General features: G+C 65.8%; 21 protein-coding genes and 1 tRNA gene. 9 read left to right on the forward strand and 13 right to left on the reverse strand.

What is annotated here, in order from left to right; all coding sequences use genetic code 11:
- Positions 1–36: 36 nt before the first annotated feature.
- The 5 genes from HMI57_RS19090 to HMI57_RS09510 form a co-directional block, all read right to left on the reverse strand.
- Positions 37–468 (reverse strand): hypothetical protein, encoded by a 432-nt coding sequence (locus tag HMI57_RS19090; RefSeq protein ID WP_228721029.1) that lies wholly within the window; start codon positions 466–468, stop codon positions 37–39.
- Positions 469–487: 19 nt separating this feature from the next.
- Positions 488–1927, reverse strand: coding sequence for a DUF2079 domain-containing protein (locus HMI57_RS09495; RefSeq protein ID WP_171585719.1), 1440 nt, complete (start codon positions 1925–1927; stop codon positions 488–490).
- Entirely contained in the window at positions 1924–2301 is a 378-nt protein-coding gene (locus tag HMI57_RS09500) for a sterol carrier family protein (protein WP_171585720.1), read from the reverse strand. The genes HMI57_RS09495 and HMI57_RS09500 overlap by 4 nt, the downstream gene beginning before the upstream one ends.
- Before the next feature lie 5 nt (positions 2302–2306).
- On the reverse strand, positions 2307–3311 hold the full coding sequence (locus HMI57_RS09505) for an asparaginase (RefSeq protein ID WP_171585722.1): 1005 nt from the start codon (positions 3309–3311) through the stop codon (positions 2307–2309).
- A 93-nt stretch (positions 3312–3404) separates the two neighbouring features.
- Entirely contained in the window at positions 3405–5012 is a 1608-nt protein-coding gene (locus HMI57_RS09510; protein ID WP_228721030.1) for a molybdopterin-dependent oxidoreductase, read from the reverse strand.
- 103 nt (positions 5013–5115) lie between these two features.
- On the opposite strand from HMI57_RS09510, the gene purD reads away from it, so the two are divergent.
- Both purD and HMI57_RS09520 read left to right on the forward strand, forming a co-directional pair.
- Complete coding sequence (gene purD, locus HMI57_RS09515) at positions 5116–6450, forward strand: phosphoribosylamine--glycine ligase (RefSeq protein WP_171585723.1); 1335 nt, start codon at positions 5116–5118, stop codon at positions 6448–6450.
- Positions 6447–7334, forward strand: a complete 888-nt coding sequence (locus HMI57_RS09520) for a phosphoribosylaminoimidazolesuccinocarboxamide synthase (protein WP_171585724.1) — start codon at positions 6447–6449, stop codon at positions 7332–7334. Before purD ends, HMI57_RS09520 begins: the two co-directional genes overlap by 4 nt.
- Positions 7335–7536: 202 nt before the next feature.
- On the opposite strand, the gene HMI57_RS09525 is transcribed toward HMI57_RS09520, so the two are convergent.
- The 5 genes from HMI57_RS09525 to HMI57_RS09545 form a co-directional block, all read right to left on the reverse strand.
- Positions 7537–7613: transfer RNA gene (locus tag HMI57_RS09525), tRNA-Pro, on the reverse strand.
- Between the two features lie 76 nt (positions 7614–7689).
- Positions 7690–9570 (reverse strand): ABC transporter transmembrane domain-containing protein, encoded by a 1881-nt coding sequence (locus tag HMI57_RS09530; protein ID WP_171585726.1) that lies wholly within the window; start codon positions 9568–9570, stop codon positions 7690–7692.
- The gene (locus HMI57_RS09535) at positions 9567–11396 is read right to left on the reverse strand and encodes an ABC transporter ATP-binding protein (RefSeq protein ID WP_171585728.1); all 1830 of its coding nucleotides are present in this window, start codon (positions 11394–11396) and stop codon (positions 9567–9569) included. The genes HMI57_RS09530 and HMI57_RS09535 overlap by 4 nt, the downstream gene beginning before the upstream one ends.
- 106 nt (positions 11397–11502) lie before the next feature.
- Positions 11503–12432 (reverse strand): metallophosphoesterase, encoded by a 930-nt coding sequence (locus HMI57_RS09540; RefSeq protein ID WP_171585730.1) that lies wholly within the window; start codon positions 12430–12432, stop codon positions 11503–11505.
- A 3-nt stretch (positions 12433–12435) separates the two neighbouring features.
- Entirely contained in the window at positions 12436–14703 is a 2268-nt protein-coding gene (locus tag HMI57_RS09545; RefSeq protein ID WP_171585732.1) for a transglycosylase domain-containing protein, read from the reverse strand.
- Between the two features lie 36 nt (positions 14704–14739).
- On the opposite strand from HMI57_RS09545, the gene HMI57_RS09550 reads away from it, so the two are divergent.
- From HMI57_RS09550 to HMI57_RS09560, 3 genes are read left to right on the forward strand one after another with little or no spacing between them, the layout of a single operon-like run.
- Positions 14740–14901, forward strand: a complete 162-nt coding sequence (locus HMI57_RS09550) for a DUF4177 domain-containing protein (RefSeq protein WP_171585734.1) — start codon at positions 14740–14742, stop codon at positions 14899–14901.
- Positions 14898–15380, forward strand: coding sequence for a RidA family protein (locus HMI57_RS09555; RefSeq protein WP_171585736.1), 483 nt, complete (start codon positions 14898–14900; stop codon positions 15378–15380). The genes HMI57_RS09550 and HMI57_RS09555 overlap by 4 nt, the downstream gene beginning before the upstream one ends.
- Before the next feature lie 5 nt (positions 15381–15385).
- Complete coding sequence (locus HMI57_RS09560; RefSeq protein ID WP_171585738.1) at positions 15386–16306, forward strand: NUDIX hydrolase; 921 nt, start codon at positions 15386–15388, stop codon at positions 16304–16306.
- Between the two features lie 164 nt (positions 16307–16470).
- On the opposite strand, the gene HMI57_RS09565 is transcribed toward HMI57_RS09560, so the two are convergent.
- On the reverse strand, positions 16471–17148 hold the full coding sequence (locus tag HMI57_RS09565; protein WP_019483148.1) for a Crp/Fnr family transcriptional regulator: 678 nt from the start codon (positions 17146–17148) through the stop codon (positions 16471–16473).
- Positions 17149–17393: 245 nt separating this feature from the next.
- Here HMI57_RS09565 and HMI57_RS09570 point away from each other — a divergent pair, with 245 nt between their 5' ends.
- Entirely contained in the window at positions 17394–18578 is a 1185-nt protein-coding gene (locus HMI57_RS09570; protein ID WP_171585740.1) for a MarP family serine protease, read from the forward strand.
- Between the two features lie 4 nt (positions 18579–18582).
- Here the strand turns inward: HMI57_RS09570 and HMI57_RS09575 are convergent, their stop codons facing one another.
- Complete coding sequence (locus HMI57_RS09575; RefSeq protein WP_171585743.1) at positions 18583–19587, reverse strand: DUF2332 domain-containing protein; 1005 nt, start codon at positions 19585–19587, stop codon at positions 18583–18585.
- A gap of 223 nt (positions 19588–19810) precedes the next feature.
- Between HMI57_RS09575 and HMI57_RS09580 the strand changes: the two genes are divergently transcribed.
- The 3 genes from HMI57_RS09580 to HMI57_RS09590 all read left to right on the forward strand — a co-directional run bounded on the left by HMI57_RS09580 (position 19811) and on the right by HMI57_RS09590 (position 23544).
- Positions 19811–21511: an ABC transporter substrate-binding protein gene (locus HMI57_RS09580; RefSeq protein ID WP_225668651.1), complete on the forward strand. Its 1701-nt coding sequence runs from the start codon at positions 19811–19813 to the stop codon at positions 21509–21511.
- A gap of 90 nt (positions 21512–21601) precedes the next feature.
- The gene (locus HMI57_RS09585) at positions 21602–22606 is read left to right on the forward strand and encodes an ABC transporter permease (RefSeq protein ID WP_171585744.1); all 1005 of its coding nucleotides are present in this window, start codon (positions 21602–21604) and stop codon (positions 22604–22606) included.
- Positions 22603–23544, forward strand: a complete 942-nt coding sequence (locus HMI57_RS09590) for an ABC transporter permease (protein ID WP_171585746.1) — start codon at positions 22603–22605, stop codon at positions 23542–23544. The genes HMI57_RS09585 and HMI57_RS09590 overlap by 4 nt, the downstream gene beginning before the upstream one ends.
- A 104-nt stretch (positions 23545–23648) precedes the next feature.
- Here the strand turns inward: HMI57_RS09590 and HMI57_RS09595 are convergent, their stop codons facing one another.
- On the reverse strand, positions 23649–25379 hold the full coding sequence (locus tag HMI57_RS09595) for an ABC transporter ATP-binding protein (RefSeq protein WP_171585748.1): 1731 nt from the start codon (positions 25377–25379) through the stop codon (positions 23649–23651).
- Between the last annotated feature and the right edge of the window lie 20 nt (positions 25380–25399).

A 25399-nucleotide genomic window follows, 5' to 3' on the forward strand; every position in this document is an offset into this window, starting at 1 on the left:
TCATTCTCTCACGCGCTGGCCCTGGCAGCTCCACCGTCAGTCGGTATGTGACTCGTCGTCGTAGGTGCGCTCTGCGACGGCCCGGCGGGAGCGCCGGACGCTGATTCGATCGAGGACGAGAACCAGGAGCGCGCCGAGCAGGAGCCCAGGAATCGCGAACACCATGATGAAGAATCCGAAAATAGATTCGCGGGTCAGGGTGGGGTCGCCGGGGCCGGCGTAGGCAACGATTGCCGCGATGACCACTCCCACCAGCACGCCGAGTCCCATGAACGGGGCGAATCGCGGAGCGCGCCGAACGGTCACCTCGCGGCGTGCGGGAGCCTGCTCCCCGGAGTCCTTGCCGACGTCGCCGGAATCGTGGTCCGGAGTGTTGGCGGGGGCAGGCGTCTCGCGGGCCATGTTCGCGGCGTCGGGTGCTGGCACATCTGCGTCCCCGTTGCGGGGTGGGGGTTGCTCTGAGCTCATGCTTTAAGGCTACCGGCGTTTAGCCGATCCGCCTGACCACCTGATACCCGTCGTCCTGGAAGACCAGCTCGTAGGACTCGCCCGGGTAGGTTTCCTCGGCGTGCGCCACGGCGTCTTCCGGATGGGTGGTCCCCCAGCTCCAGTCCTGGTTGTCCACGATGAGGAAATCGGGCGGCGGATTTTCGGAGCCCAGCCAGAACACCTCGGTGTGAGGGACCAGGTATGGCATCAGCACCACACCGGTCTCCACGGTGGCCCCTGTGGGCAGCTGGTCCATGAGGCGCTGGGCGGTCTCCCAGCGCTCGGACTGTCGGTAGGTTTCCGGGTTGGCGAGGGCGGCGAGCGGCTGGCTGGGCAGCAGGAGCAGTGCGACGACGGTCACCGCAGGGACGACGGCGGCGTCGGCCGCCCGCATCCACCGCCGCTCCGACCTCCGGGACGTGTCGATGGCGTCGATCAGTGCGGCGAACAGGACCGGCATCAGGACGGCGCTGTAGTGCCATTCAGTGCCCCAGTACACCGGGTTTTCGGCAACGAAACGCCAGGCCAGGGTGGGAACCATGATCAGCGTGAGGGGGGACCTGAGGAAAAGGAACCCACCGGCCAGCAGCAGCAGCCACACGGTTTCATACTTGGCGCTGGCGGAAAAGATTGTGACCAGAGCCCCGACCGGGTCGGCAAGCATCCCGCGGACGTCGATCCGGTCCGAATAGTCGTACTGGCCGCCGCTGTTGAGGAGGGGCAGGATCACCGCGACGGACAGGAGCATCCAGCCGAGTCCCCAGGCCGCGAGCCACAGGCCGATCCGGTCGCGGTAGCGCCACGCGATGACCAGCCCGATCGCTGCAACGGTCAGCCCCAGATCCTCCTTCACGAAGACCAGCAGGCCGGCCCAGACGACGGCGGCGCGCAGCCGCCTGTCGATCATTGCTTCGAGTGCCAGGGCCAGCAGCAGGATGGCGAACGCGATCTCGTGAAACTGGGCGGCGACCGCCGTCTGTAGTCCCCACGACAGTCCGTAGGCCGCGCCGAGACAGGTGCCGGTGATGGTCCCCAACCGGCGGATGCCCAGCCGGGCGATCACCAGGACTGAGGCGCCGATCAGGATGTTCTGCAGTACCAGCAGGGTGAGCCCGGAGGGGAAGAAGGCGTAGGCGGGCCCGAGGAGGACCAGGAGCGGGTGGAAATGGTCTCCCAGCAGGTTGAACCCGTCCCCCTTGATCGGGACGATGGGAGCGTCGAACCCGGCGTAGGCCTTGGCCAGTTGGGTGAAGATACCGAGATCCCAGGAGGGGGTGTCCATCCGGTTCCACTGCGCCACCGAGAACACTGTGTAGATGACGGTGACAGCGAGGGCTGTGATTAGGGCGGCGGGGGGCTGCCGACGGAACGCCGACCCCGTCGACCGGAGGCCCTCAGCGATGAAGGACGGCCGGTGCATTGAATGCTGGGCACTCACGGAGTGCGGGGGCCGGGGGCTGGAAACAATGGCAACCACTCACTCAGGTTTGCCCGCTGGCCGGATGCCGCGACCTTGCCGGCGCTGACGGCGTCGGGCCAGTTCAGTGTGCCGGTGACGAGCGCCAGCCACGTGACGGCGTCGGTTTCCACCACATTCGGCGGGGTACCCCGGGTATGGCGCGGCCCGGGCACGCACTGCGCCACGCCGAAGGGAGGGACCCGAACTTCGACGCTGTTCCCAGGGACACGCTCGGCGAGCTCCTCGAGGGCGTAGCGGACCGCTGTTGCTGTGTCGGCTCGGGCAGCCGTCCCGGAGCGAACAGCGTCCAGGGCGGGTTGGCCCGCTGTGGCGGGGATCCGTCGTCGTGCCATGGTGATTAGTCCAGCAGGGCCATGACCGGTGCGGCGAGCCGGAGCTTACCGACCGGCTCGTTTCCGCCGAGGACGGGCGGCACCACCTTCTCCAGCACGGCGCCCACCTTGTCGACGTCGACCGCGCCAGCCGCGGCCAGCAGGGTCAGGCCGACCAGCGTGGTGGCGCGGATGTTGCCGTCCAGGATTTTCAGGGCCAGGGAGACACCGGTGTCGGTACCCATCACGAGCACGCCCTCCGCACCATTCTTCGAGATGATGCCCAGATCCTCCATCACCACCGAGTTCTCGCGGCCGCGGCCGTGAACGGCCCATGGGTAGTCGAGCATGGCGGTGGCGATAGTCGCCGCGCGGGCGTCAGCGTTCTTGTCTGACGGCGCCCGGGAGAACTTGCCGATGCCGCGGGCCAGGCCCTTAAGGGAGACCGCGGCCAGGGGAGCACCGCAGCCATCGACGCCCCAGTGCGCAACCTTCTCCTCGGTGTACTCCTCGATCACCGTGGCAATCCGCTGCTGCAGCGGGTGCGACGGGTCGAGGTAGGTGGAGTGGTCCCAGTTGTTCTCGGTGCAAGCCCAGAGGAAAGCGGCGTGTTTGCCTGAGCAGTTGAAGGCGATCCGCTGCTTGCCGCGGTCGGTGCGGATCAGCCAGTTGCGGGCTTCCTCATCCTGGGGCCAGTCGGCCGGGCACTGGAGGTGTTCCTCGGACACTCCGGCGGCGCTGAGCATGGTGCGGACCACGTCCATGTGCTCGTGGGAGCCCACGTGGCTGGCGGCCGCCAGGGCCACCTGGGGACCGCGCAGCGGCACCCCCGACTGCATCGCGGCGAGGGCCTGGAAGGGCTTGAGGGTGGAGCGGGGGAAGACTGGGGAACTGATGTCTCCGAGTTCGGTGACGACCGTCCCGTCTGCGGCCAGGATTACTGCTGAACCGAGGTGCCGGGATTCGATGAAACCGTTGCGTTCCAGGACGGCGAGGTCGACGGCGTCGGAGGTGGAGAAGGTCTGAGGCATGAATCAAGTATCGCTCATCGGCTGCGGGGGTGGAGCTTGTGCCCACCGAAGGGAACGGACATCCGGTGGGCACAAGTTTTTGGGGGTGGCGAGCTATTCGGCGGTGAACTGCACCGACTGCCAGCCGGAGGCGCCGTTGGGCACGGTATCGGCGCGTTCCTCGGTCTGCACGCCGTCGGGATCGTAGGCACGGGCGCGCACCGTGTGCGACCCGGATTCGAGGTTCACCTCGTGGGACCACTGGCGCCAGGTATCCACCGACGCTTCGGCCGCCAGGGTGACTTCCTCCCAGTCGCCGCCGTCAATCTGGACCTCCACTTTGGTGATGCCACGGTGCTGGGCCCAGGCCGTACCACCGATCATCGAGGTCCCGGCAGGCACCTGGGCGAAGGATCGGGGCACCTCGACGCGGGCCATGGTCTTGATCGGGCCCTCTTCCGACCATCCGCGGTCGGTCCAGTAGGCGGTCTTGTCGGCAAACCGGGTGACCTCCAGGTCGACCACCCATTTGGTGGCGGAAACGTAGCCGTACAGGCCGGGCACCACCATCCGGACGGGATAGCCATGTTCCAGAGGCAGTGGCTCACCGTTCATCGAGATCGCGAGCATCGCGTCTCTGTCGTCCTGCAGGATCGGCAGCGGGGTAGAGGCGCTGAAGCCGTCAGTGCTGGTGGACAGCACCATGTCGGCGCCAGCGGTGGGCCGCGCACGGGCCAGCAGATCGCGGAGGGGGTAGCCGAGCCATTTGGCGTTGCCGGCCAGGTTCCCGCCCACGGGGTTGGACACGCAGGTCAGGGTGATGTGGCGTTCGATCAGGTCGGCGTCGAGCAGGTCCTGGAAGGTGATGGTGAACTCTTCCTCGACCATTCCATGGACGCGCAGTTCCCAGGTTTCCAGGTCGATCTGCGGCACGCTCAGTGCGGTGTCGATGCGGTAGAAGTCGGGGTTGGGGGTGACCCAGGGGACTACACCGTCGACGCCGGCTTCCACCCCGGCCGGGATGGCGGGTGCGGCGCTGGCCGGTGCGGGAAAGCTGAGGGCTTCGCGGGCCATGTTGACCGTATTACGGGCGCCAGCGATGGCGCGGCCTCCGGAGGCCGCGGCACCCGCGATAACTGCGGTGATGCCTGCGGCGGCGAAGAAGGTGCGGCGGCTGGTTCCGCTGGCTTTCGGCTGGGTGGACTCCGTCTGGCTGGAGGTCGATGCGTTGGAGTCCGAGGTGGTCGCTACGGAGGCGACGTCGTCGTTCGCGGTATGCAGCGCCCGGATGAGGAACCGCAACGCGAGCAGCCCGACGGCGGTGCCGATCACTGTGGGGATGGCATCCACCAGCGTGGCTCCGGCGCGGGAGATCACCGCGGCCACGATGACAGCTCCCATAAGCACCACACCGGCAACACCGAACGCCCACCGACGGTAGGCGACCACGCCAAGGATGGCGGCGAGGATGACGATGGTGACACCCATGCCGACGAAGAGGGCGACCTTGTCGTTGGTGCCGAAGGTGGCGATCGCGAAGTCCTTCAGCCACGGCGGGGTGAAGTCGATAAAGGTGGAGCCCAGAGCGATCAGGGGTGCGGCGCGGGCGGTCAGGAAGGCACCGAGCAGCTCGGCGACGCCCAGCACCAGGCCCGCCGACACAATCCCTGCGAGTGCTGCCAGCATGGTTCCCTTGCGCCCGAGGCGTCGTAAAGCTTTCATGACCTTCATTCGTAGTCGTTGGGCACGGGTATGGGTTGTCATAGGCCGAATCGGCCCGTCACAGCTTCGCGGGTACTCAGCGGAGCCAGTACGCTGATCTACTGTGAAGGTTCTAGTGATAGGCCCCGGCGGCCGCGAACATGCCCTTGTCCGAGCGCTGCTGGCCGATCCGTTCGTGCACGAGGTGCACGCCGCCCCCGGCAATGCGGGAATCAGCGCGATGGTGCCCACCCATCCGGTTGACGCCGTCGACCCCGCCGCCGTGACCGCCCTGGCGCAGTCGCTGGGCTCCGATCTGGTGGTGATCGGTCCGGAAGCGCCGCTCGCCGCGGGAGTTGCCGACGCGCTGCGGGCCGCGGGGATCCCCGTCTTCGGTCCGTCGCGGGAGGCGGCGCAGCTGGAGGCCTCCAAGGCGTTCGCCAAGCAGATCATGGCGGCGGCAAACGTTCCCACCGGGATGGCGCGCGTCGCCTCGACAGCCGAGCAGGCCGCAGATGCACTCGATATCTTCGGAGCCCCGTACGTGGTCAAGGATGACGGACTGGCCGCGGGCAAGGGAGTGGTGGTCACTGAGGATCGGACCGAGGCGCTCGCCCACGCGCAGGCCTGCTTCGACGCTGGCGGAACGGTGGTGATCGAGGAGTTCCTGGACGGACCCGAGGTCTCACTCTTCGTTCTCTCGGACGGGCTGAACGTACTGCCCCTCGCGCCCGCCCAGGATTTCAAACGCATTCACGACGGCGACCAGGGCCCGAACACCGGCGGCATGGGTGCCTACTCGCCGCTGGAGTGGGCACCGGCGGGCCTGGTTGATGAGGTCATTGCCCGGGTAGCGCAGCCCACCATCGACGAGATGGCCCACCGCGGTACCCCGTTTGTGGGAGTCCTCTACGTGGGTCTGGCCCTGACGACCCGCGGCCTGCGGGTCATTGAATTCAACGCCCGCTTCGGCGACCCCGAGACCCAGGCCGTGCTGGCACGGCTGAAGACCCCGCTGGGCGGGGTGCTGCTGGCTGCGGCGAAGGGCGAACTGGACCGGGTTGAACGGCTGCACTGGTCGCCCCAGACAGCGGTGTCGGTGGTCCTCGCCTCAGCGAACTATCCCGACGCTCCCCGGACCGGGGACCGGGTACGCGGGCTGAAGAAGGCCGAGGCAATCGACGGCGTGCAGGTGCTGCACGCTGGAACCGCCAAGAAGCGCGGCAAAGTGGTGTCCGCCGGCGGCAGGGTGCTCGCCGTCGTCGGGCTCGGCGATGACCTCGCCGCCGCCCGGGCCAAGGCCTACAGCGGCCTGGCCGAGCTGAAGTTGAAGGGCGGGCAGTACCGGACCGACATTGCACTGGTCGCCGCGCAGGGCGGTATCGTGGTCGCCTCGCCCGCGCCCTCGCCCGTCACGGCGCTGTCCGCCGGATCCGCCTCCACCCCGACGGGGGCATGAGCGTGGTCTTCGCCCCGCCGTTCGTCGAGGTTCCTGGGTGGAAGCACGTCTACTCGGGAAAGGTGCGGGACCTGTACTCGCCGCTGACCGGGCCCGATGATCGGGTGCTCGTGGTGGCGAGCGACCGGATTAGCGCGTACGACCACGTGCTCACCTCGGAAATCCCCGACAAGGGCCGGGTTCTGACCCAGCTGAGCCTGTGGTGGTTTGACCAGCTCGCCGAGGTGCCCAACCACGTGCTCTCGACCGATGTGCCCGACGTGGTCGCTGGCCGGGCGATGATCTGCCGGAAGCTCGACATGTTCCCGGTGGAATGCATTGCCCGCGGCTACCTGACCGGGTCCGGCCTCCTGGAGTACCGCTCGTCGGGAACTGTGTGCTCGCTTCCGCTGCCGCCCGGCCTGGTGGACGGGTCCCGGCTGGAGCCGGCAGTGTTTACGCCGTCGGCCAAGGCCGCCGTGGGGGACCACGACGAGAACATTGCGTACGACGACGTCGTCGCCCTCGTCGGCCCGTCAGTGGCGTCGGAGCTGCAGCGGTTGACGCTGGCGATCTATGGCCGGGCCGAGGAGATTGCCCGGTCCCGGGGGATCATCCTGGCCGACACGAAGGTGGAGTTCGGGCTGTCGGGCGACGGCGAGATCACCCTGGGCGATGAGGTGCTGACTCCCGACTCGTCGCGGTTCTGGGATGCTTCCCTTTACGCGCCGGGGCGGGCGCAGCCCTCCTTCGACAAGCAGTTTGTCCGTGACTGGCTGACTTCGGACGCGTCCGGGTGGGACAAGACCTCCACACCGCCCGCGCTTCCCGACGAGATCATCGAGAAGACCCGGGCCCGGTACATCGAGGCCTACGAGCGGCTGACCGGGCTCACCTTCGCCTGAGCCTTTGGGCCCGAGTCCTCTGGGGCCTGTTCGCGCACGCAATATCCCACTGGCGGGTGTCAGTCAGTGGGATTGTCTGGACTATCCCAGCGACAGCCTCCGATCGGTGGGATCATGCGTCGGAGCGTGAGCAGCTGTGCCGTGGCCTGGATGAAAAAGGGCCCTGCGATTGGCGTCTAGCCGAACCACAGGGCCCTGAAACTGGTCGGGGTGACAGGAATTGAACCTGCGACCTCGTCGTCCCGAACGACGCGCGCTACCAAGCTGCGCCACACCCCGATTGTGCCTGAGCAACCGCGTGAAGCGGAATTCAAAGCAACCTCTAAAGAATACCCGAGCACCCGGGGAAGTAAAACTAAACGAGGGTCTCCTGCCAGGCGGCGTGCAGGGTCGCGAAGCGCCCGTCCCCGCCGATCAGCTCCGCCGGGGTGCCATCCTCAACGACCTCCCCGTTGTGCACCACGAGCACCCGGTCGGCGATCGCAACCGTAGACAGCCGGTGCGCAATGATCAGCGCCGTCCGGTTGCCGAGCAGCTTCTGCAGGCCCTCCTGCACCAGCCGTTCGCTTGGGATGTCGAGGGACGAGGTGGCCTCGTCGAGGATCAGCACTGCTGGGTTGGCGAGGAAGGCGCGGGCGAAGCTGATCAGCTGCCGTTGCCCGGAGGACACCCTGCCGCCGCGCTTGTTCACATCGGTGTCGTAGCCGTCGGGGAGGGACCTGATGAACTCGTCGGCGCCAACCGACCGCGCCGCCTCCTCGATCTCCTCGCGGCTGGCCTCCGGCTTGCCGAGGGCAATGTTGTCCGCCACCGACCCGCTGAAGAGGAACGCCTCCTGGGTGACCATGACGACGGCGCGCCGCAGGTCCCGTGGGTCGACCTGGCGGATGTCGACACCGTCGAGGGTGATGCTTCCCGCCGTGACGTCGTAGAACCGGGCAATGACCTTGGCCAGGGTGGACTTGCCGGCGCCGGTCTGACCGACGAGTGCGATGGTCTGGCCGGCCGGGATCCGCAGGTCCATGGTGGGCAGGATGAGGGGGCCGTCCCCGTAACGGAATTCGACGCCGTCGAACGTGATCTCGCCGCGGGGATCTTTCAGCGGCACGGGGTTCTTTGGTGGGCGGACGGTCGGCACTTCCTCGAGCAGGCCGGACACCTTCTCCAGCGCCGCTGACGCAGACTGGAATGAGTTGTAGAACATGGCCATCTGGTCGACCGGCTGGAAGAACCGCTTGCTGTAGAGCAGGAGGGCAAGGAGGGCGCCGACCGCGAGCGTGCCGTCGAGCACCCGGAAGCCACCGACCAGCAGCACCACTGCCACGGTCACGTTGCCGATCAGCACCAGTCCCGGCTGGAAAATTCCGTTGAGGTTGATCGAGCGGACGGTGACCCGGCGGTAATCCTCGGCCAGCTCGTCATACTTAGCGGCGTTGGCTTCTTCACGGCGGAAGGCCTTGACCGCGCGGATGCCGGTCATCGTCTCGATGAAGTGCACGATCAGTCTTGCCGACACCACCCGTGAGGAACGGAAGGCGATCTGGGAGTGCTTCTGGTACCAGCGGGCCAGGAAGAACATCGGTACCGCGGCAACCAGAATCAGCAGCCCGGTCCGCCAGTCGAGGACGAAGATGGTGATCGCCGTGAACAGCATGTACATGACCCCCGAGGCGAGGGAGCTGACGCCGGAGTCCAGCAGTTCGCGCAGCGCCTCCAGGTCGGAGGTCTGCCGCGAGATGATCCGCCCCGACGTGTACTTCTCATGGAATTCAAGACTGAGGCGTTGCGTGTGCCGGAAGACCCGCAACCGCAAGTCCAGCAGCATCGCCTGGCTGAGCAGCGCGGTCGCCCGCACATAGCCCGCGGTCAGGAAGGCGGTCAGGACGGCGGCGATCAGGTAGGTGATGCCAGCGAGCCAAAGAAAGGTCGGGTCGCCGTCGAGCAGCGCAGGCAGAGCATTGTCGATGCCGAAGGCGATGATCGCCGGACCGGCGACACGTGCTGCCTGGGAGCCGACCACCAGGGAGATGGTCCAGATGAACTGCCGTCGGTTGGGGCGGATCAGCGAGCCGAGCAGCCGGAACGAGCGGGAGCGAACCGACTTGTTCTGGGCCTTGGAGAGAAGGACGTCGTCCTCATTGGTGGTGCCGGAGGAGGTTGCGCCCGACGAGGTGGCGCCGGCGGGCGTACCCTTACCGGGCGTCGAGCCGCTGTCCGGCTGTGGTGATGTGCTCACGTGAGCGCCCCCTCGTCGTCGTTCTTCAGATCTTCGAGCTCGGTGTCCAGGTCGGTGGGCCCGTCCGGCAGGCTGGCGATCACATAGCGGTAGTGGGTGTTCCGGGCCAGCAGCTCGGTGTGGGTGCCGACGTCGGTCACCCGCCCGTCCTCGAGCAACGCCACCCGGTCCGCGAGGGCGACCGTCGACGGCCGGTGCGCGACGATCAGTGTGGTGGTCTGGTCGAGCACCTTACGCAGACCCTCCTCGACGAGTTCCTCGGTGCGCACATCGAGGGCGGAGAGTGGATCGTCGAGCACCAGGACCCGTGGCTTCGAGGCGATGGAACGGGCCAGTGCGATCCGCTGCCGCTGTCCGCCGGAGAGGCTCAGCCCCTCCTCGCCGATCAGGGTGTCGACGCCGTCGGGCAGCGAGTACGCAAAGTGTGCCTGGGCGACGTCCAGTGCTTCCTGAAGGATTTCCGCTGCGTGTTGGTCGTCACGCGGTTCGGCGCCCATCAGGACGTTCTCCCGGACCGAGCTGGAGAACAGCGTGGTGTCCTCGAAGGCCACCGATACGTGGGTCCGCAGGTCGGCGATGGAGATCTCCCGCAGGTCGGTGCCGTCGATCCTGATGGATCCGCCGGTCACCTCGTACAGGCGGGGGACCAGTTGCAGGAGGGTGCTTTTGCCGCACCCGGTGACGCCGACCAGCGCCATCGTCTCACCCGCCCGCATGGTGAGGTTGATGCTGTTGAGCACATCGGTGGTGCCCTCCTCGGCATCCGGGTAGCGGAAGTGCACGTCGGTGAAGGTCACTTCGCCGCGGGGGTCGATCAGCCGGACCGGTTTCTCCGGGTCGGTGATCGTGTTGACCGACTCCATGACCTCGTAGTGCCGGTCGATGGCGGTCTTCGCGGTGAAGGTCATGGCCAGCAGGGGGCCGATGAACTCGACGGGGGTCGCGACCACGGCCGCCGTCGCGAAGAACGCCACGAGGGCGCCGATCGAGAGGTCCCCGTTGGCGGCGAAGAGAACACCCACCACCAGCGACGCGCCGAGGGCCAGTTCCGGCAGCAGGGTGACGATCAGGGAGAAGTTGGCCAGGGAACGGGCCTTGTAGATTTCGGTCTGCCGCAGTTCTTCGGCCTGCAGGTTGAACCCCTCGAGGGCTTCCCGGCTTCGGCCGAAGGCCTTCAGGACCCGGATGCCGTGGACCGATTCCTCGACGGTGGTGGCCAGGTCGCCGGCCTGGTCCTGGCTTTTGCGGGACACCTTGCTGTAGGAGGTGCGGAACCGGAACCCATAAATCATGATCGGCAGTGCGGCGGCCAGGAAGATCAGGGCCAGCGCCCAGGAGGTGAGGAACATGATGACGACGCCGATCACGACGGTCAGCGACGTGACCACGAGCATGATCAGCCCAAACGCCATCCAGCGGCGCATCAGGTTCAGGTCGGTCATGGCCCGGGAGAGCAGCTGCCCACTGCCCCAGCGGTCGTGGAAGGCGACGGTGAGGTCCTGCAGGTGGCGGTAGAAGGACGTCCGCATGTTCGTCTCAACTGTCGTCGCCGGGGCAATGACAAACTGGCGGCGCAGCGCGACGAACGTTGCCTCAAGGACGCCAAGAAGCAGTACCACTCCGGCAGCAATCCACACGGTCGACGACGCCCCACCAATGGCGAGGGCATCATTGATGAGCACCCGGAACACCTGTGGGATGGCCAGGGCCATCAGGCTGGCGCCCAGCGCGCACACCAGACCCAGGATCAGCCGCGGCAGGATGGGCTTGATGTGTGGGTACAGTCGGCCTAGCGATTCCCACAGGGTGGTGGTTTGAGTCTGCATACTTCTGTCTTTGACACTGGAAGGCGGATCGACCATTGCGCGACACTTCGTGTCCCGTAGCAACTATCCTATGTCAGAGCCTTGCCGCTGTCTCAGCGGCCGTCCCCTACCGTGAGGAAAGGGTCAGCAGCACTGCCTCGGGACGGCAGGCGAACCTGACCGGCGCAAACCGTGAGGTGCCGATCCCGGCTGAGACGTTCAGCGGGATGGTGCGACCCTCGTGCTCCCAATCGGTCAGGCCACGTGCCCGCCAGGTTGGAAGGTCGCAGTTGCTGACCAACGCGCCGTAGCCCGGGATACAGACCTGTCCGCCGTGGGTGTGCCCCGCGAGGATGAGGTGGGCGCCGTCGGCGGTGAAGTAGTCCAGCACCCGCTGGTAGGGGGCGTGAGCGACGGCGATCCGCAGGTGCGGTGCGTTGGAGGAGGTGCTGCTGCCGGCGGGGTAGCCCGCATAGCTGTCGCGGTTGATGTGGGGATCATCCACACCGGTGAAGTCGAGACGCAGGTTGCCCATCGCAATCGACTGCGACCGGTTGGACAGATCGATCCAGCCAGCGGCACCAAAGCTCCTGAACATTTCGGCCCAGGGCAGTGCCTTCGGCTCACGGTCGCTGCGGTGCTTCGAGGGACCGGAGAAGTACCGCAACGGGTTGTTGAGCACCGGTGCGTAGTAGTCGTTGGACCCTGGGACAAACACGCCGGGGAACTGCAGCAGCGGACCCAGCGCCTCAAGCAACGGCTCAACACCCTTGCGGTGGCTGAGGTTGTCGCCGGTGTTCACGACGAGGTCGGGTTCCAGCCGGGCCAGCCCCTGCAACCACTGGGTCTTGGCGGCCTGGTGGGGTGCCATGTGAATGTCGGACAGGTGCAGGATCCGCACCGGCCGGCTCCCCGGAGGGAGGATCGGCAGGGTCTCTTCGCGGAGCTGGAACAGGTTCCGCTCCACCAGCGAGGCGTAGCCCAGCCCAGCAACTGCTAGCGCGGCTGTCCCTCCCAACGCGATCGTAGTGGCGTCGAGCAGCTTCGATGAGCCCAAGGGTTAGCCTTCGTCTTCGTTGTTGTCTTGATCCGCTGGGCCACCGGCGCCCGGGGCGCTGGCCTGGTTGCCGACGCCGGGCCGGCCCTGGTTGCCGGCGCCAGGTGCCGTCTGCGTGGGGGAGCGCTGCGCGGTGAGCATCCGCTGCGGTGGGTCAACGAATTCCTCGGCCGGATAGCGGTCCGGGATCTGCTGCATATAGCGTTCCCAGGATGGTGCAGCGATGAAAGAACCGTCAATTTCAGGATAGATCTGGCCGCCGATTTGCAGCTCACCCAGACCAACACTGTTTTCTTTCCAGTTTCCCAACCAGGTGGCGGTAGCCATGCCGGAGTTGTACCCCATGAACCAGGTCTGCGACCGGTCATCGTTGGTTCCGGTCTTGCCGGCCATCGGGATGTCACCGTACTCAAGCAGCTGGCCCGATCCGCGTTCCATGACAGCCTCGGTGGCATAGTTCATGCCGCGCGCCAGTTCCTCGGGAATCGCTTGCTCGCAGGTCTGTTCAGGAACAGGGAAGGTGGTGCCGTCAACTGCCACTACCTCAGTCAGGGCCCGTGGTTCACAGGTAAGGCCCTCGGCTCCCAGAGCTGCGTAGGCAGTGGCCATGGACAGCGGAGAGATTTCGCTACCTCCACCAATGAGGGCAGAAGGGGAGACCTGCAGCGGCGTGTACTCGCCCTCGGCGCTCTTGGCGTCGTGAATGCCGAGGTCCGCTGCGATCTGGAACGGCATGCAGAGGTCCACCTGCTTGGCGGTCTCCATGGTGATGGTGTTGTAGGACTGCGCCAGGCCCTCAAGAACCGTGTAGCTGCCGTAGTTGATGTCCCCGTAGTTCTGGGGCTCGTAGCCATCCTCGTCGGGCAGCACATAGGTTCCATCGGGGTAGCAGCTTGCTTCCCACTCGTCGCCCTGCGGGTAGACCCGCTTCGCGCCGTTGATGACGGTGTTGAGCGCCTTGCCGTCCTCGAGCCAGGCGCCGACGGTGAAGGGCTTGAAGGTGGATCCTGGCTGGAAGCCTCCGACCCCGCCCAACGGCTTGGCCGGGTCGCCTCCCTGATAGAGGTCAACGTTGAAGTTCAGGACGGAGTCGCCCGGTTCGGTGCCCGGCATGTAGCGCGTGTTCTGGGCCATCACCAGGATGTCACCGGTTCCCGGTTCCATGCTGACCATCGAGTGCCCTACTGACGGGTCGGTGGTCGCACGGTCGGCGGTCTCCTGGATGGCGGTCTGCGCGGCCGTCTGTGCCACCGGATCGAGCGTGGTCTTGATGGTGAGCCCGGCGCGGTACAGCGTGTCGGTGCGATCCTCGAGCGTTTCGCCGTAGGCGGGATCGTTGAGGATCAGGTGGGTGACGTAGTCACAGAAATACGGTGCCTGGGCAGCGCCCACGCAACCGCTGTAGGTCGGGGTGATGTCGAGTCCCAGATCGGTGACGACGGCGGCGTCGTACTCTTCCTGGGTGATGTGGCTGTTCGAGAGCATGGCGCCGAGCACCAGGTTGCGGCGCTCCAGAGCGCGCTCGGGGTTCAGCTCGGGGCTGTAGAAGGTGGGGCCGTTGACAACCCCTGCGAGCAGCGCTGCCTGCTGGATGTTCAGGTCAGCGGCCGCCACGTCGAAGAAGTAGCGTGACGCTGCCTGCACGCCGTAGGTGGTGCCGGTGAACGGCACGATATTGAGGTAGCCCTCAAGGATCTCGTCCTTGCTGAGTTCCTTCTCCACGGCGATCGCCAGTTTGGCCTCGCGAAGCTTGTCGCCGAGGGTCTTGCCGCCGCTGAACGTCACGGCTCCGTCGCCGGCCTGCAGGCTGGCATCGATCAGGACGTTGTTCACGTACTGCTGCGTAATGGTGGAGGCACCGCGGGTGGTGTCGCTGCTGACGTTGCTCACGACGGCGCTCATGATGCCCTGCAGATCAACGCCACCGTGCTCGTAGAACCGGGCGTCCTCGATGGCCAGCAGCGCATTCACCATGTTGGGGTTGATCTCGTCCAGGGTGACCGGCTGCCGGTTCTCCTCATAGAGGGTGGCGATCAGGGAGCCGTCGGCTGCCAGGATAGTTGACGGCTGCGCAAGAGCACCCCGCTCCAGTTCCGCCGGCAGTTCCTCGAAGAACTGAATCGATGCGGAAGCGCCGGTACCCGCCGCCGCAGCGACAGGGACCAGTAGACCCGCAGCAAGCACCCCGCTCAGAGCACTGATTCCGAGAAACGCAATCAACTTCCCCAGGGTGGTTGCTGTGTCAAAGATCGGTGATTTACGAGCAGCCATTACTCCAGTTTACAAGCACGCGCTAGTCTGTGAACCATGACCAAATGGGAGTACTCGACAATTCCGCTCATCATCCACGCCACGAAGCAGATTCTGGACCAGTGGGGAGAGGACGGCTGGGAACTGGTGCAGGTTGTTTCCGGGCCGGACGGCAAGGGCCTCGTTGCCTACCTGAAACGAGAGAAGAACCAGTCGTGACCAGCACCGACGCCCCTGCATCAGCCGTCGAACGCCGCCTGCTGGATCTCGGGATCGCCCTGCCGGAGGTCGCGCAGCCACTGGCGTCTTACGTCCCCGCAGTGGTCACCGGCAACTACGTCTTCACCGCCGGCCAGCTCCCACTTATTAACGGCGAACTCCCAGCTTTGGGCAAGGTGGGCGCCGAAGTCACCCCTGAAGCTGCCAAGGAGTACGCGGCCACCTGCGCTGTGAACGCTCTGGCTGCGATCAAGTCGCAGATCGGGGACCTCGACCGGATCAGCCGGATCGTCAAGGTCGTCGGGTTCGTGGCCTCCGATCCCAGCTTCACCGGCCAGCCCCAGGTCATCAACGGAGCATCCGACCTGCTCGGTCAGGTGCTCGGTGACGCGGGAACGCACGCCCGCTCCGCCGTCGGTGTTGCTGTGCTTCCCCGGGATGCGCCGGTGGAAATCGAAATTATCGCGGAGTTTGTCTGATTCCTGTGGGACACATTACCAACCGTCATTTTCCGGTTCCTGAAGACCAGCTTGGCGCAGCGCGAAGCTGGGTGGAGCACGGCGAGCGAACGCCGGTGAAGCCGCGTCCGGCGTCATCGGTCGTGTTGATCCGTGATGCCCCCGGGGGCACCGAAACCTACCTGTCCTACCGGCGGGGCGAGTCCCCGCTCGGCATTGTCGCCTTTCCCGGCGGCAGCATCGAGGAGTCCGACGACGACGACGTCGCCTGGTTCGGGCCCGCACCCGCCCAGTGGGCCAAGGCCATGGGTATCGACGACCTGTTTGTCGCCCGACGTCACGTGGTGGGAGCTATCAGGGAACTGTTCGAGGAAACTGGTGTCCTGCTTGCTGGACCGGACGCAGTGTCGCTGGTCGACGGAAGCCGCAACCCCGAGTGGATGAAGGCCCGCGAGGACATCAATACGCAGGAGCGCTCCTTCACCGAGATTCTGACCCGCCGCGGTCTGGGACTCCGGACCGACCTGTTGAAGCCGTTGGCGCACTGGCTCAGCCCGGACTTCGCGCACCGCCGGTTCGACACTCACTACTTTGCCGCCGCGCAACCGACCGGCCAGGAAGCCAGCATTCTCGCCAGCAAGGGAATTTGGGGGGAATGGCGGTGTGCTGCGCGGGAGGTAGCGCGGGCCGGCACCACTGCGCTGGGCGATGAAGTGGGCCAGCCGAACTCGGTGGGACGCACCCTGGACGAGATCGCTGTCCCCGCCGTCGAACTAATGCTCGAGAAGATCGGGTCCTCCAAGGGCTGCGTCGCTTACCTGACGCACAAGCGACCCATGAAGGTCTACTACCCGCATCTGGTCACCCCCGATGGATCCGCCGACCCGATGCTCGAGGTCGCCTGCTCGGTAGCCACCGAGGGCGGTTCAGGACAGCGCGGCCGCTAGCCCGCAACCACCTCACGGCCAAGCATGGCCCGGGCCGTTGGCGCGCGGTCTGTGCAGCTCTGGCGGGTGCCGGTTAAACAACTGTGCAGTTGTGGTGGGTTGGGGCGTACCCAACCCACCACAACTGCACGATTGCTGGTGATCTGCGGGGTTAGCCGTACTGGCTAGCGGCTGCGCTGCCGCAGGCGCTGGATGTCCAGGATGACGACGGCGCGCGCCTCCAGGCGCAGCCACCCCCGCTGCACAAACTCGGCCAGGGCCTTGTTGACCGTTTCACGGGAAGCGCCAACCAGCTGGGCAAGCTCTTCCTGGGTCAGTTCGTGCGCCACGAGGATACCGTCGGTGGCCGGGCGGCCGAACCGGTCGGCCAGGTCCAGCAGGGCCTTGGCTACACGGCCCGGAACGTCGGAGAACACCAGATCGGCGAGGGACTCGTTGGTGCGGCGCAGCCGGCGGGCAAGAGCCTGCAGCAACTGGGCAGAGACCTCGGGACGGGTTTCCAGCAGGGTGCGCAGGTTCTCATTCTTCAACCCGGCGAGGCGTGTCTCGGAAACGGCCGTGGCGGTGGCAGTCCGGGGGCTCGGATCGAACAGTGCCATCTCACCGAACAGCTCGCCCGGGCCGAGGATGGCCAGCAGATTCTCGCGGCCGTCCTGGGCGGTGCGGCCAAGCTTGATCTTGCCGGACACGATGAAATACAGCTGGTCGCCCTGATCGCCTTCGCGGAAGACTGATGCCCCGCGTGAGAGATCCACTTCGGTCAGCTCGTCGGTGAGCGCGGCGAAGACGTCGTCGCCCAGCGAAGCGAAGAGTGGCGCGCGGCGCAGTACCTCGATGTCCATGAATTCTCCTGATAGTTGTCGGCTCATTCCATCTTGCCGTACATAACGAACTTGTGACACCTGCTACACGCGTGTTCGCCGTCGGAATAGCCGATTTGCCTGCCATTTGGGGTGAATGGCATGGCTGCGGGCCCGAAACGCCCGAGCCAGCCGCCTGACCTCCCGCCCAGCGGACTGTCAGCCCCGCCCGATAGACTCGGCTGTATAACGGAGGCGGAGCGCCTCTCAAGGATCAGGGAGCGTACGTGCCGGACTTCACCATCTTGGACATCCTGTTGGTGCTCGCACTGCTGGGATACCTGGTCGCCGGTTTCCGGAACGGCTTCCTGGTGACTCTCGGAGGAATCGCTGGTTTCGTGGCCGGGGCTGTGGCGGCTTTCTTCGCGATCCCGTTGGTCAGCGAGTGGGTGCCCGACGACGCCTGGCGGCTCCCCGCGATCATCCTCACCGCCCTGATACTGGTGGTGGTGGGCCAGGCGATCGGATCGCGGATCGGGTCCGGCATCCGTCGGGCCCTCGACTTCCGACCCATCCGGACTGTCGACCGTCTGCTGGGCGGGGTAATGAATGTTGTGGTCGCTGCCCTGGTGATGTCGATGCTCGCCTTCAGTATCGGCACTCTCGGCGTACCGTTCCTCTCCCAGTCCATCGCCTCCTCCCAGGTCATCCGCACGATCGATAACCTCACCCCGGCCCCTGTGCGGACGTGGATGGCCGAGCTGCGGACCATCGCCGTCGACGACGGTATCCCCACCATCCTCGAAAGTGTCGCCCCTGCCGCTCCGGCGCCGGTGCCGGACGCCGCCGTCGATACTCCGGAGCTGGCCGTCGCCTCCGAATCGGTGCTCCGGATCGCCGGGACAGCGTTCCAGTGCGGCCAGAACCAGACCGGTTCGGGTTTCATCATCGCCCCGGGGCGGGTGGTGACCAACGCTCACGTGGTCGCTGGCGTGAACGAGCCGGTGGTGGAGATTCCCGGCGGGGGAGCGCTGCCCGGCCGGATCGTCTACTTCGACGCTGTCCGCGACCTTGCGGTCCTCGCCGTGGACGGGCTGGACCGGGCGGCACTGCCGCTCGGGGAGGACCTCTCCATCGGCGACACCGCCGCCTTTGCGGGATTCCCCGCGGGCGGACCCTTCCAGATCCAACCGGCAAGTATCCAGAACCGCAGCGACGTCCTGGTTGCGAACATCTATGGCGCTGACCCGTCCTCGGTCAACGTCTACAGCCTCGCGGCGAACGTCCAGCAGGGGAACTCGGGTGGGCCGTTGCTGGATATGCAGGGCCGGGTGGCCGGAGTCATCTTCGCAAAATCGACCCAGGATGCGCCTGTGGGATACGCCCTGACTCTCGGGGAATTGCGCCCGATCGCCGAACAGGCCGGCGCGTTCACCGACACCGTCTCCGCCGGGCAGTGCAACCGCCGCTAACCGCTCATTCCAGCCAGTCGAGCGTTTGCCCGTGACCGCCAGTGCGGGCGACTGCTTCGCCGTTGTGTGTGAGGACAAACAACCGGTCCACCTCGACGTCGGCCTTCGGCAGCGCCCCCTCGACGCCGGGCAGCACCCCGTAGCCTTCGTTGGACACCCAGTGGACGGGCCGGCTCCGGTCGGCCGTCAGCCTGAGCATGGTGTCCCGGAAGGCTTCCCTGCCGGATTCCCCGACGTACGCCAGCACAGCGCTGTGAAACACGACAACGACGGCGTCCGCTGGGGCACGCTGGATCAGCGGCTCCAGATCCACGGCCAGGTCGCCCTTGACCAGCAGCGGTGGTTCCCGGCGGGCTACTCCAACGGCAGCGCGGAGCCGTTCCCGCCGTCGGGCATGTTCGGGCCAGACGAGCGCTTCCAGCCAGGCGACGTCGTCGTCGTCAGCCACTCGCAGCGGATTCAGGTCGATCCCCGCGCGGAAGCTCACCGAGGGCAGCGATGCCGGCAGGGGCGGGTGGCCAGTCGTGGCGCACTCCATGACCAACTCGTTCGGGACTGGCCCGGCGGACAGCAGCGGGCCGGCGTCGTACGAGTAGCCGTACCTGTCCGGGTACAGGCACAGCCCAGCGGAAGCGCCGACCTCAAGCAACGCCAGCGGGCGTCCCTCGGTGGCAGCGATCCTCGCGAAAAGGGGGAGCAGGACCGCGCAGCGGCCCGCCTCGTTGGTCTGGGTGCTGCGGGCGAGCATCGTCTCGCTGATCTGCGCCCAGTGCTCCAGGAGGAACCCGCGGAACTCGGGGTAGGGCGTCGGCTGGGCCCCGTGGAACCGGGCGGCGCCGAGCAGGAGGTTGGGTTGCCGCTTGGCCTCTGGCAGGTCGTCGAGCAGGGCGAGCAGGTCCGGATCTTCGCTGATTCCGGTGCACCACTGATCGTAGGTGGGCGAGTATCCCCGGGTCTCCACGAGCGCGAAGCGCCGGTACCAGGCCGCCGTGTCGAGTTTCTCAGCCATGCCATTTCCTCCGGTGCGATAGGTGAAACGCCACCCTAGCGTGTCCGTCAGCTCGCGTGCGGGCGTCAACGCGTGACCAAATCGTAACCTCATCTGTGATGTAAATCCCATCAGGGACCCTCCTCGGGGATAGGCTCATTCCACAGATTGCTACGCTCACGCGAAGCTGTCCGGGCATCACGTCACGTGCACTGCCTCCCCACTCGTACATGAGGAGCTCAACATGCAAGAAAGCGCCACACCGCCGCGCAGCTCACGCCCCGCAAAAAAGCGGGCCGCTGTGGTCACGGCAGGATTGGCAATCGGTGCGCTGTTGCTTTCCGGCTGCGTCGAAAGCCAGCGGGACGACGAGACCGCCGGCGGCGAGAGCGGAGCGGCCGTCGATTCGACGTTCGTCTTCGCTGCTTCGTCCGATCCAGCGTCACTCGACCCCGCATTTGCCAGCGACGGCGAGACCTTCCGGGTCAGCCGTCAACTGTTTGAGGGCCTCGTAGGCGTCGAGCCGGGCACCGCAGACCCCGCGCCACTGCTCGCCGAGTCCTGGGAAACCTCAGAGGACGGCCTGTCGACCACCTTCGCGCTGAGGGAGGGCGTCACCTTCCACGACGGTACTGAGTTCAACGCCGAGGCTGTCTGCTTCAACTTCGACCGCTGGTACAACTGGACCGGGGTTGCCCAGGCGCCTTCAGTGTCCTACTACTACAACAACCTGTTCCGCGGCTTCGCTGACTCACCGGATGCAGCGGTCTACGAATCCTGCGAGGTGAACGGTGACCTTGAGGCGACCGTGACGCTCGCGCAGCCGTTCGCAGGGTTCGTCCCCGCACTGTCCCTGCCAGCGTTCGCCATGCAGAGCCCGACGGCGCTCGAGGAATTCGCTGCCGATGACATCGGTGGCTCCGCCGAGGCGCCAGCCCTCAGCGAGTACGCCGAGAGCAACCCGGTGGGTACCGGACCGTTCAAGTTCGACTCCTGGGACGTGGGAGAGCAGCTGCAGCTGTCCACCTACGAGGACTACTGGGGCGAGCAGGGTGACGTGGAAACCATTATCTTCCGCGTGATCGACGACCCGCAGGCGCGCACGCAGGCGCTGCAGGCCGGCACTGTCGACGGGTTCGACCTCGTGTCGCCTGCTGATATCCCCACCCTTGAGGACGAGGGATTCATGATTGTCCCCCGCGATCCATTCACGATCCTGTACCTGGGCCTTAACCACGAGGTTGAGGAACTCAGCGACCCACTGGTCCGCGAAGCCATCCACCACGCCATCGACAAGCAGGCACTGATCGACCAGACGCTTCCGGAAGGAACGCAGCTGGCCACCCAGTTCATCCCTGACGTGGTCGACGGTTACAACGACGAGGTCACCACTTACGAGTACGACCCCGAGCGTGCCATCGAACTGCTGGAAGAGGCAGGCTACCCTGACGGCTTCGAAGTCGAGTTCAACTACCCGACGAACGTGTCACGGCCGTACATGCCAACCCCAGAGCAGGTCTTCACCAACCTGACCGATCAGCTCGCAGCAGTTGGCATCACCGCCACGCCTTCACCGGATGTGTGGACCCCCGATTACCTGGACAAGATTCAGGGCACTGCCGATCATGGGATCCACCTGCTCGGTTGGACGGGTGACTACAACGACACTGACAACTTCATCGGTGTGTTCTTCGGCCAGGAGAAGCTCGAGTTCGGCTTCGACAACCCCGAGCTGTTCGCAGCGCTGGACGAGGCACGCGGCATGACCGACCGTGAGGCACAGACCGCCGCGTACGAGGAGATCAACGAACAGATTGCCGAGTTCAACCCGGCTATCCCGTTGGCCCACCCCGCACCATCGCTGGCCTTCGCCCCGCGCGTTGATTCGTACCCAGCAAGCCCCGTCAATGACGAGGTCTTCAACATGATCGAACTCAACGAGTAACACCTCTTGATGACAGGAGAGCCTGGCCAACCGGCCCGGCTCTCCTGTTGTTCGTTGGTCACATGTTTGATCCGTTCCTGAAAGGACCCCGTGCTACGCGTCATTGGTAAGCGCCTTGCGCTGCTGGTACCCACACTGATCGGCCTGTCGATCCTGCTGTTCCTGTGGGTACGCAATCTTCCCGGCGGTCCGGCAACCGCCCTGCTAGGCGAGCGGGCCACCCCCGAAGCGGTGGAGAGGGTCAATGAGCTCTACGGCTTCAATGAGCCGATCATCTCCCAGTACTTCACCTATATGGGCAAGCTGCTGCAGGGTGACTTCGGCACCTCGATCAACACCGGACGCCCCGTGCTGGAGGAATTCGCCACCCGGTTCCCCGGCACCGTCGAACTCACCATCGTTGCCCTGATCTTCGCTATCGGGATCGGTATCCCCCTGGGCTACGTGGCTGCCCGCTACTACGGTCGGTTTGTCGACCATGGTTCTGTGGTCCTCAGCCTGCTCGGCATCACTGTCCCCGTCTTCTTCCTGGCCTTCATCCTGAAGTACCTCTTTGCCATCCAGTGGCCGATCCTCCCACCGGACGGCCGCCAGGATCCCCGGATGGACGCCACCCATGTGACCGACTTCTACGTGCTGGACGGCATTCTGACCGGCGAGTGGGATGCGGCCTGGGACGCGTTCCAGCACCTGATCCTGCCGGGCATCGCGCTGGGCACCATTCCGCTCGCGATCATTGTGCGGATCACCCGCGCCTCGGTCCTTGAGGTCCAGAACGCCGACTACGTGCGCACCGCCCGAGCCAAGGGCCTGATGGAAAAGACCATCCGGAACCGTTTCATCCTCCGCAACGCGATGCTCCCCGTGGTCACCACCATTGGGCTGCAGGTGGGCCTGCTCATTTCCGGTGCGGTACTCACCGAGACGGTCTTCGCGTTCAACGGGATTGGGAGATTCCTGCGAGATGCGATCTTCGGTCTCGACTATCCGGTCCTCCAGGGGTTCATCATCATCATTGCCATCCTGTACGCAGTGATCAACCTGATCGTTGACATTTCCTACAGCATCATCGACCCAAGGGTGCGTGTGAGTTGAGTACAACATTGCCTCCGTCCGCCGGTGACGGGCCAACGCCCACCGAACCGACCATTCCCGACGGCGCCGGGACGGGCCTCTGGAAGGATGCCTTCCGGCGGCTCAAGAGAAACCCGCAGGCCATTGCGGGTGCCATTATCGTGGGCCTGTTCCTGCTGGTGGCCATCCTGGCGCCCGTTCTCGCTCCGTTCGGCGGCGATGAACTGCCGGGCCGGACAGAGATCACTCCCACCAATATTCCGGGTCCCGGCGAGATTGACGCCTACCCCCTCGGTCTCGACCGGTTCGGCGGGGACCTGCTTAGCAAGCTGATCTGGGGAGCGCAGGCGTCACTGCTGATCGGCGTCGTCTCGACTGCCCTCGGCCTGGTCGGCGGCATGATCCTGGGGCTGCTTGCCGGCGGTCTGGGCGGCTGGGTGGACAGCGTCATCATGCGGTTCGTTGACATTCTGCTCTCGGTGCCGAACCTCCTGCTCGCGGTCAGTATTGCGGCGATCCTGGGCCAGGGGCCCTACGCGGTGATGATCGCTATCGGTGTCTCACAGGTCCCCATCTTCGCTCGGCTGCTTCGCGCGTCGATGCTGTCCCAGCGGGGATCGGATTACATTCTTGCCGCCCAAACGCTCGGGCTGAGCCGCTCCACCATCACCATGAGCCATCTGCTGCCCAACAGTGTGGGACCGGTGATTGTCCAGGCGACCCTGACCCTCGCCACCGCGGTGATCGATGCCGCGGCGCTGTCGTTCCTCGGGCTGGGCGGCGGCAGGCCGCAGACGGCCGAGTGGGGGCGGATGCTCACCTACGCCCAAGCTGAACTGGCGAACTCGCCGCAGCTGGCCTTCCTGCCGGGCATCTGTATCGCCGTCACAGCACTGGGCTTCACCCTCCTGGGCGAATCCCTGCGCGAATCGTTGGACCCCAAGACCCGGAAGAAGTAACCGGACCTCCGGAGCGGACACACAAGACCCCGGCACCAATGGTGCCGGGGTCTTTTGCTGCCGGGGTCTTGTGCTGCCGGGGTCTTGTGCTGCCGGGAGCGGTGCTAGGCGATGTTCAGTTCGTTGCCCGGGATTGATGCGAGCAGCTTCCTCGTGTACGGGTGGCGCGGGTTTTGGAATACTTCCTCGGAGCTCGCCGCCTCGACCAGCTCGCCGTCCTTCATCACGCAGACGTAGTCAGAAATCAGGCGGACCACGGCCAGGTCATGGGAGATGAACAGGTAGCTCAGGCCGAGCTCCGCCTGCAGGTCGCCGAGCAGTTTCAGGATCTGGGCCTGGACCAGGACGTCCAGCGCTGAGACCGGCTCGTCGCAGATGATCAGCTCAGGCTTCAACGCCAGCGCACGGGCTATTGCGACACGCTGACGCTGTCCACCGGAGAGCTCGGAGGGGTAGCGGCGCAGCGCAGCCTGCGGCAGCGAGACCTGGTCCATCAGTTCACGGACCCGAGCCCGCCGCTCACTCTTGGATCCCCGCTTGTAAGCATTGAGGGGTTCCTCGACGATCCGTTCAATGGTGAACATCGGGTTCAGCGAGGAATAGGGGTCCTGGAAGATCGGCTGGACGCGCTGCCGAAAGTCCGCCAGCTGTGCCTTGTCGAGCGTTCCGACATCCATTCCGTCAAAGGTCATACTGCCCGACGTCGGCTCGATGAGCTTCAGGAGCATCCTCGCCGTCGTCGTCTTTCCGGACCCGGATTCACCAACGATGGCGACGGTCTGGCCGCGGGGCACGTCGAGGGTCACGTTCTTCGCGGCGTAGAAGTCCTCGGAGCTACCCCGCCGCTTGTAGACCTTGGTCAGGTCGCGGATCTCGACGATGTTCCGGCCTGCAGTGGCGGCCGCGGCGACTTCCGCGGGCGCCTCGGTCTGGTGCTCGGCGAACGCCGCTTCCGCAGCCTCGACGCGTTTCGCGGCGTCGGCGTGGTACGTCCCCGGCTGGAGACGGACCGCTGCCACGCTGGGCGCGGCGCGAACCAGTGACTGGGTGTAGGGGTGCTGGGGGTCGGTGAGGAGCTGTTGCGCCGGGCCGGCCTCCACCACACGGCCGCGGTGCATCACGACCAGGTCGGAGGCTCGTTCGGCGGCCAATCCGAGGTCGTGGGTGATCAGCAGGACCGAGGTGCCCAACTGTTCGGTCATCTGGTCGATCTGGTCGAGGATGGTCCGCTGCACCGTCACGTCGAGGGCGCTGGTCGGTTCGTCGGCGATCAGCAGCCGAGGCTGGCAGGCCATCCCGATGGCGATGAGGGCGCGCTGGCGCATGCCGCCGGAGAACTCGTGGGGGTACTGCTTGGCGCGGTCGCCGGCGTCGGGCAATCCGGCGGCCGTGAGTACCTCGATGACGCGGTCCTTCACGTTCTTCTTCGTCGCCATTCCATGCACCAGGAGGGTCTCGGCCACCTGGGTGCCGATCTTGGCGACCGGGTTGAGGTTCGACATCGGGTCCTGCGGGACCAGGCCGATGGCCCGTCCGCGGATGGCACGCATCTTGGCTTCGGAAAGGGTCACGATGTCCTGGCCCTCAAACATGATGCTGCCGTGGGTGACCCGGCCGTTCGAGGGCAGCAGGCCGATGCAGGCCATCGCCGTCGTCGACTTGCCCGATCCGGATTCACCGACAATCGCGAGGGTCTTCCCGCGCCGCAGGGTGAAGCTGGCGTTCTCCACAGCTGTCACATCGCCGTAGGTGGTGCTGAAGGTCACGGCGAGGTCTTTGACCTCCAGGAGCGGGGCGTCAGACGTGTCGCCGTCAATGGGTGTGATGTCGATCATGCTCCTATCGTCCCCCATGT

This window comes from Arthrobacter sp. 260 (assembly GCF_013116745.1).
Lineage (GTDB): Bacteria > Actinomycetota > Actinomycetes > Actinomycetales > Micrococcaceae > Arthrobacter_D.

What these genes read in the sequence shown, in the direction of transcription:
- HMI57_RS19090 (WP_228721029.1), bottom strand. Translation starts at nt 468, where the DNA reads ATGAGCTCAGAGCAACCCCCACCCCGCAACGGGGACGCAGATGTGCCA.
- HMI57_RS09500 (WP_171585720.1), bottom strand. Translation starts at nt 2,301, where the DNA reads ATGGCACGACGACGGATCCCCGCCACAGCGGGCCAACCCGCCCTGGAC.
- HMI57_RS09505 (WP_171585722.1), bottom strand. Translation starts at nt 3,311, where the DNA reads ATGCCTCAGACCTTCTCCACCTCCGACGCCGTCGACCTCGCCGTCCTG.
- HMI57_RS09510 (WP_228721030.1), bottom strand. Translation starts at nt 5,012, where the DNA reads ATGAAAGCTTTACGACGCCTCGGGCGCAAGGGAACCATGCTGGCAGCA.
- HMI57_RS09520 (WP_171585724.1), top strand. Translation starts at nt 6,447, where the DNA reads ATGAGCGTGGTCTTCGCCCCGCCGTTCGTCGAGGTTCCTGGGTGGAAG.
- HMI57_RS09535 (WP_171585728.1), bottom strand. Translation starts at nt 11,396, where the DNA reads ATGCAGACTCAAACCACCACCCTGTGGGAATCGCTAGGCCGACTGTAC.
- HMI57_RS09545 (WP_171585732.1), bottom strand. Translation starts at nt 14,703, where the DNA reads ATGGCTGCTCGTAAATCACCGATCTTTGACACAGCAACCACCCTGGGG.
- HMI57_RS09550 (WP_171585734.1), top strand. Translation starts at nt 14,740, where the DNA reads ATGACCAAATGGGAGTACTCGACAATTCCGCTCATCATCCACGCCACG.
- HMI57_RS09565 (WP_019483148.1), bottom strand. Translation starts at nt 17,148, where the DNA reads ATGGACATCGAGGTACTGCGCCGCGCGCCACTCTTCGCTTCGCTGGGC.
- HMI57_RS09575 (WP_171585743.1), bottom strand. Translation starts at nt 19,587, where the DNA reads ATGGCTGAGAAACTCGACACGGCGGCCTGGTACCGGCGCTTCGCGCTC.
- HMI57_RS09580 (WP_225668651.1), top strand. Translation starts at nt 19,811, where the DNA reads ATGCAAGAAAGCGCCACACCGCCGCGCAGCTCACGCCCCGCAAAAAAG.
- HMI57_RS09595 (WP_171585748.1), bottom strand. Translation starts at nt 25,379, where the DNA reads ATGATCGACATCACACCCATTGACGGCGACACGTCTGACGCCCCGCTC.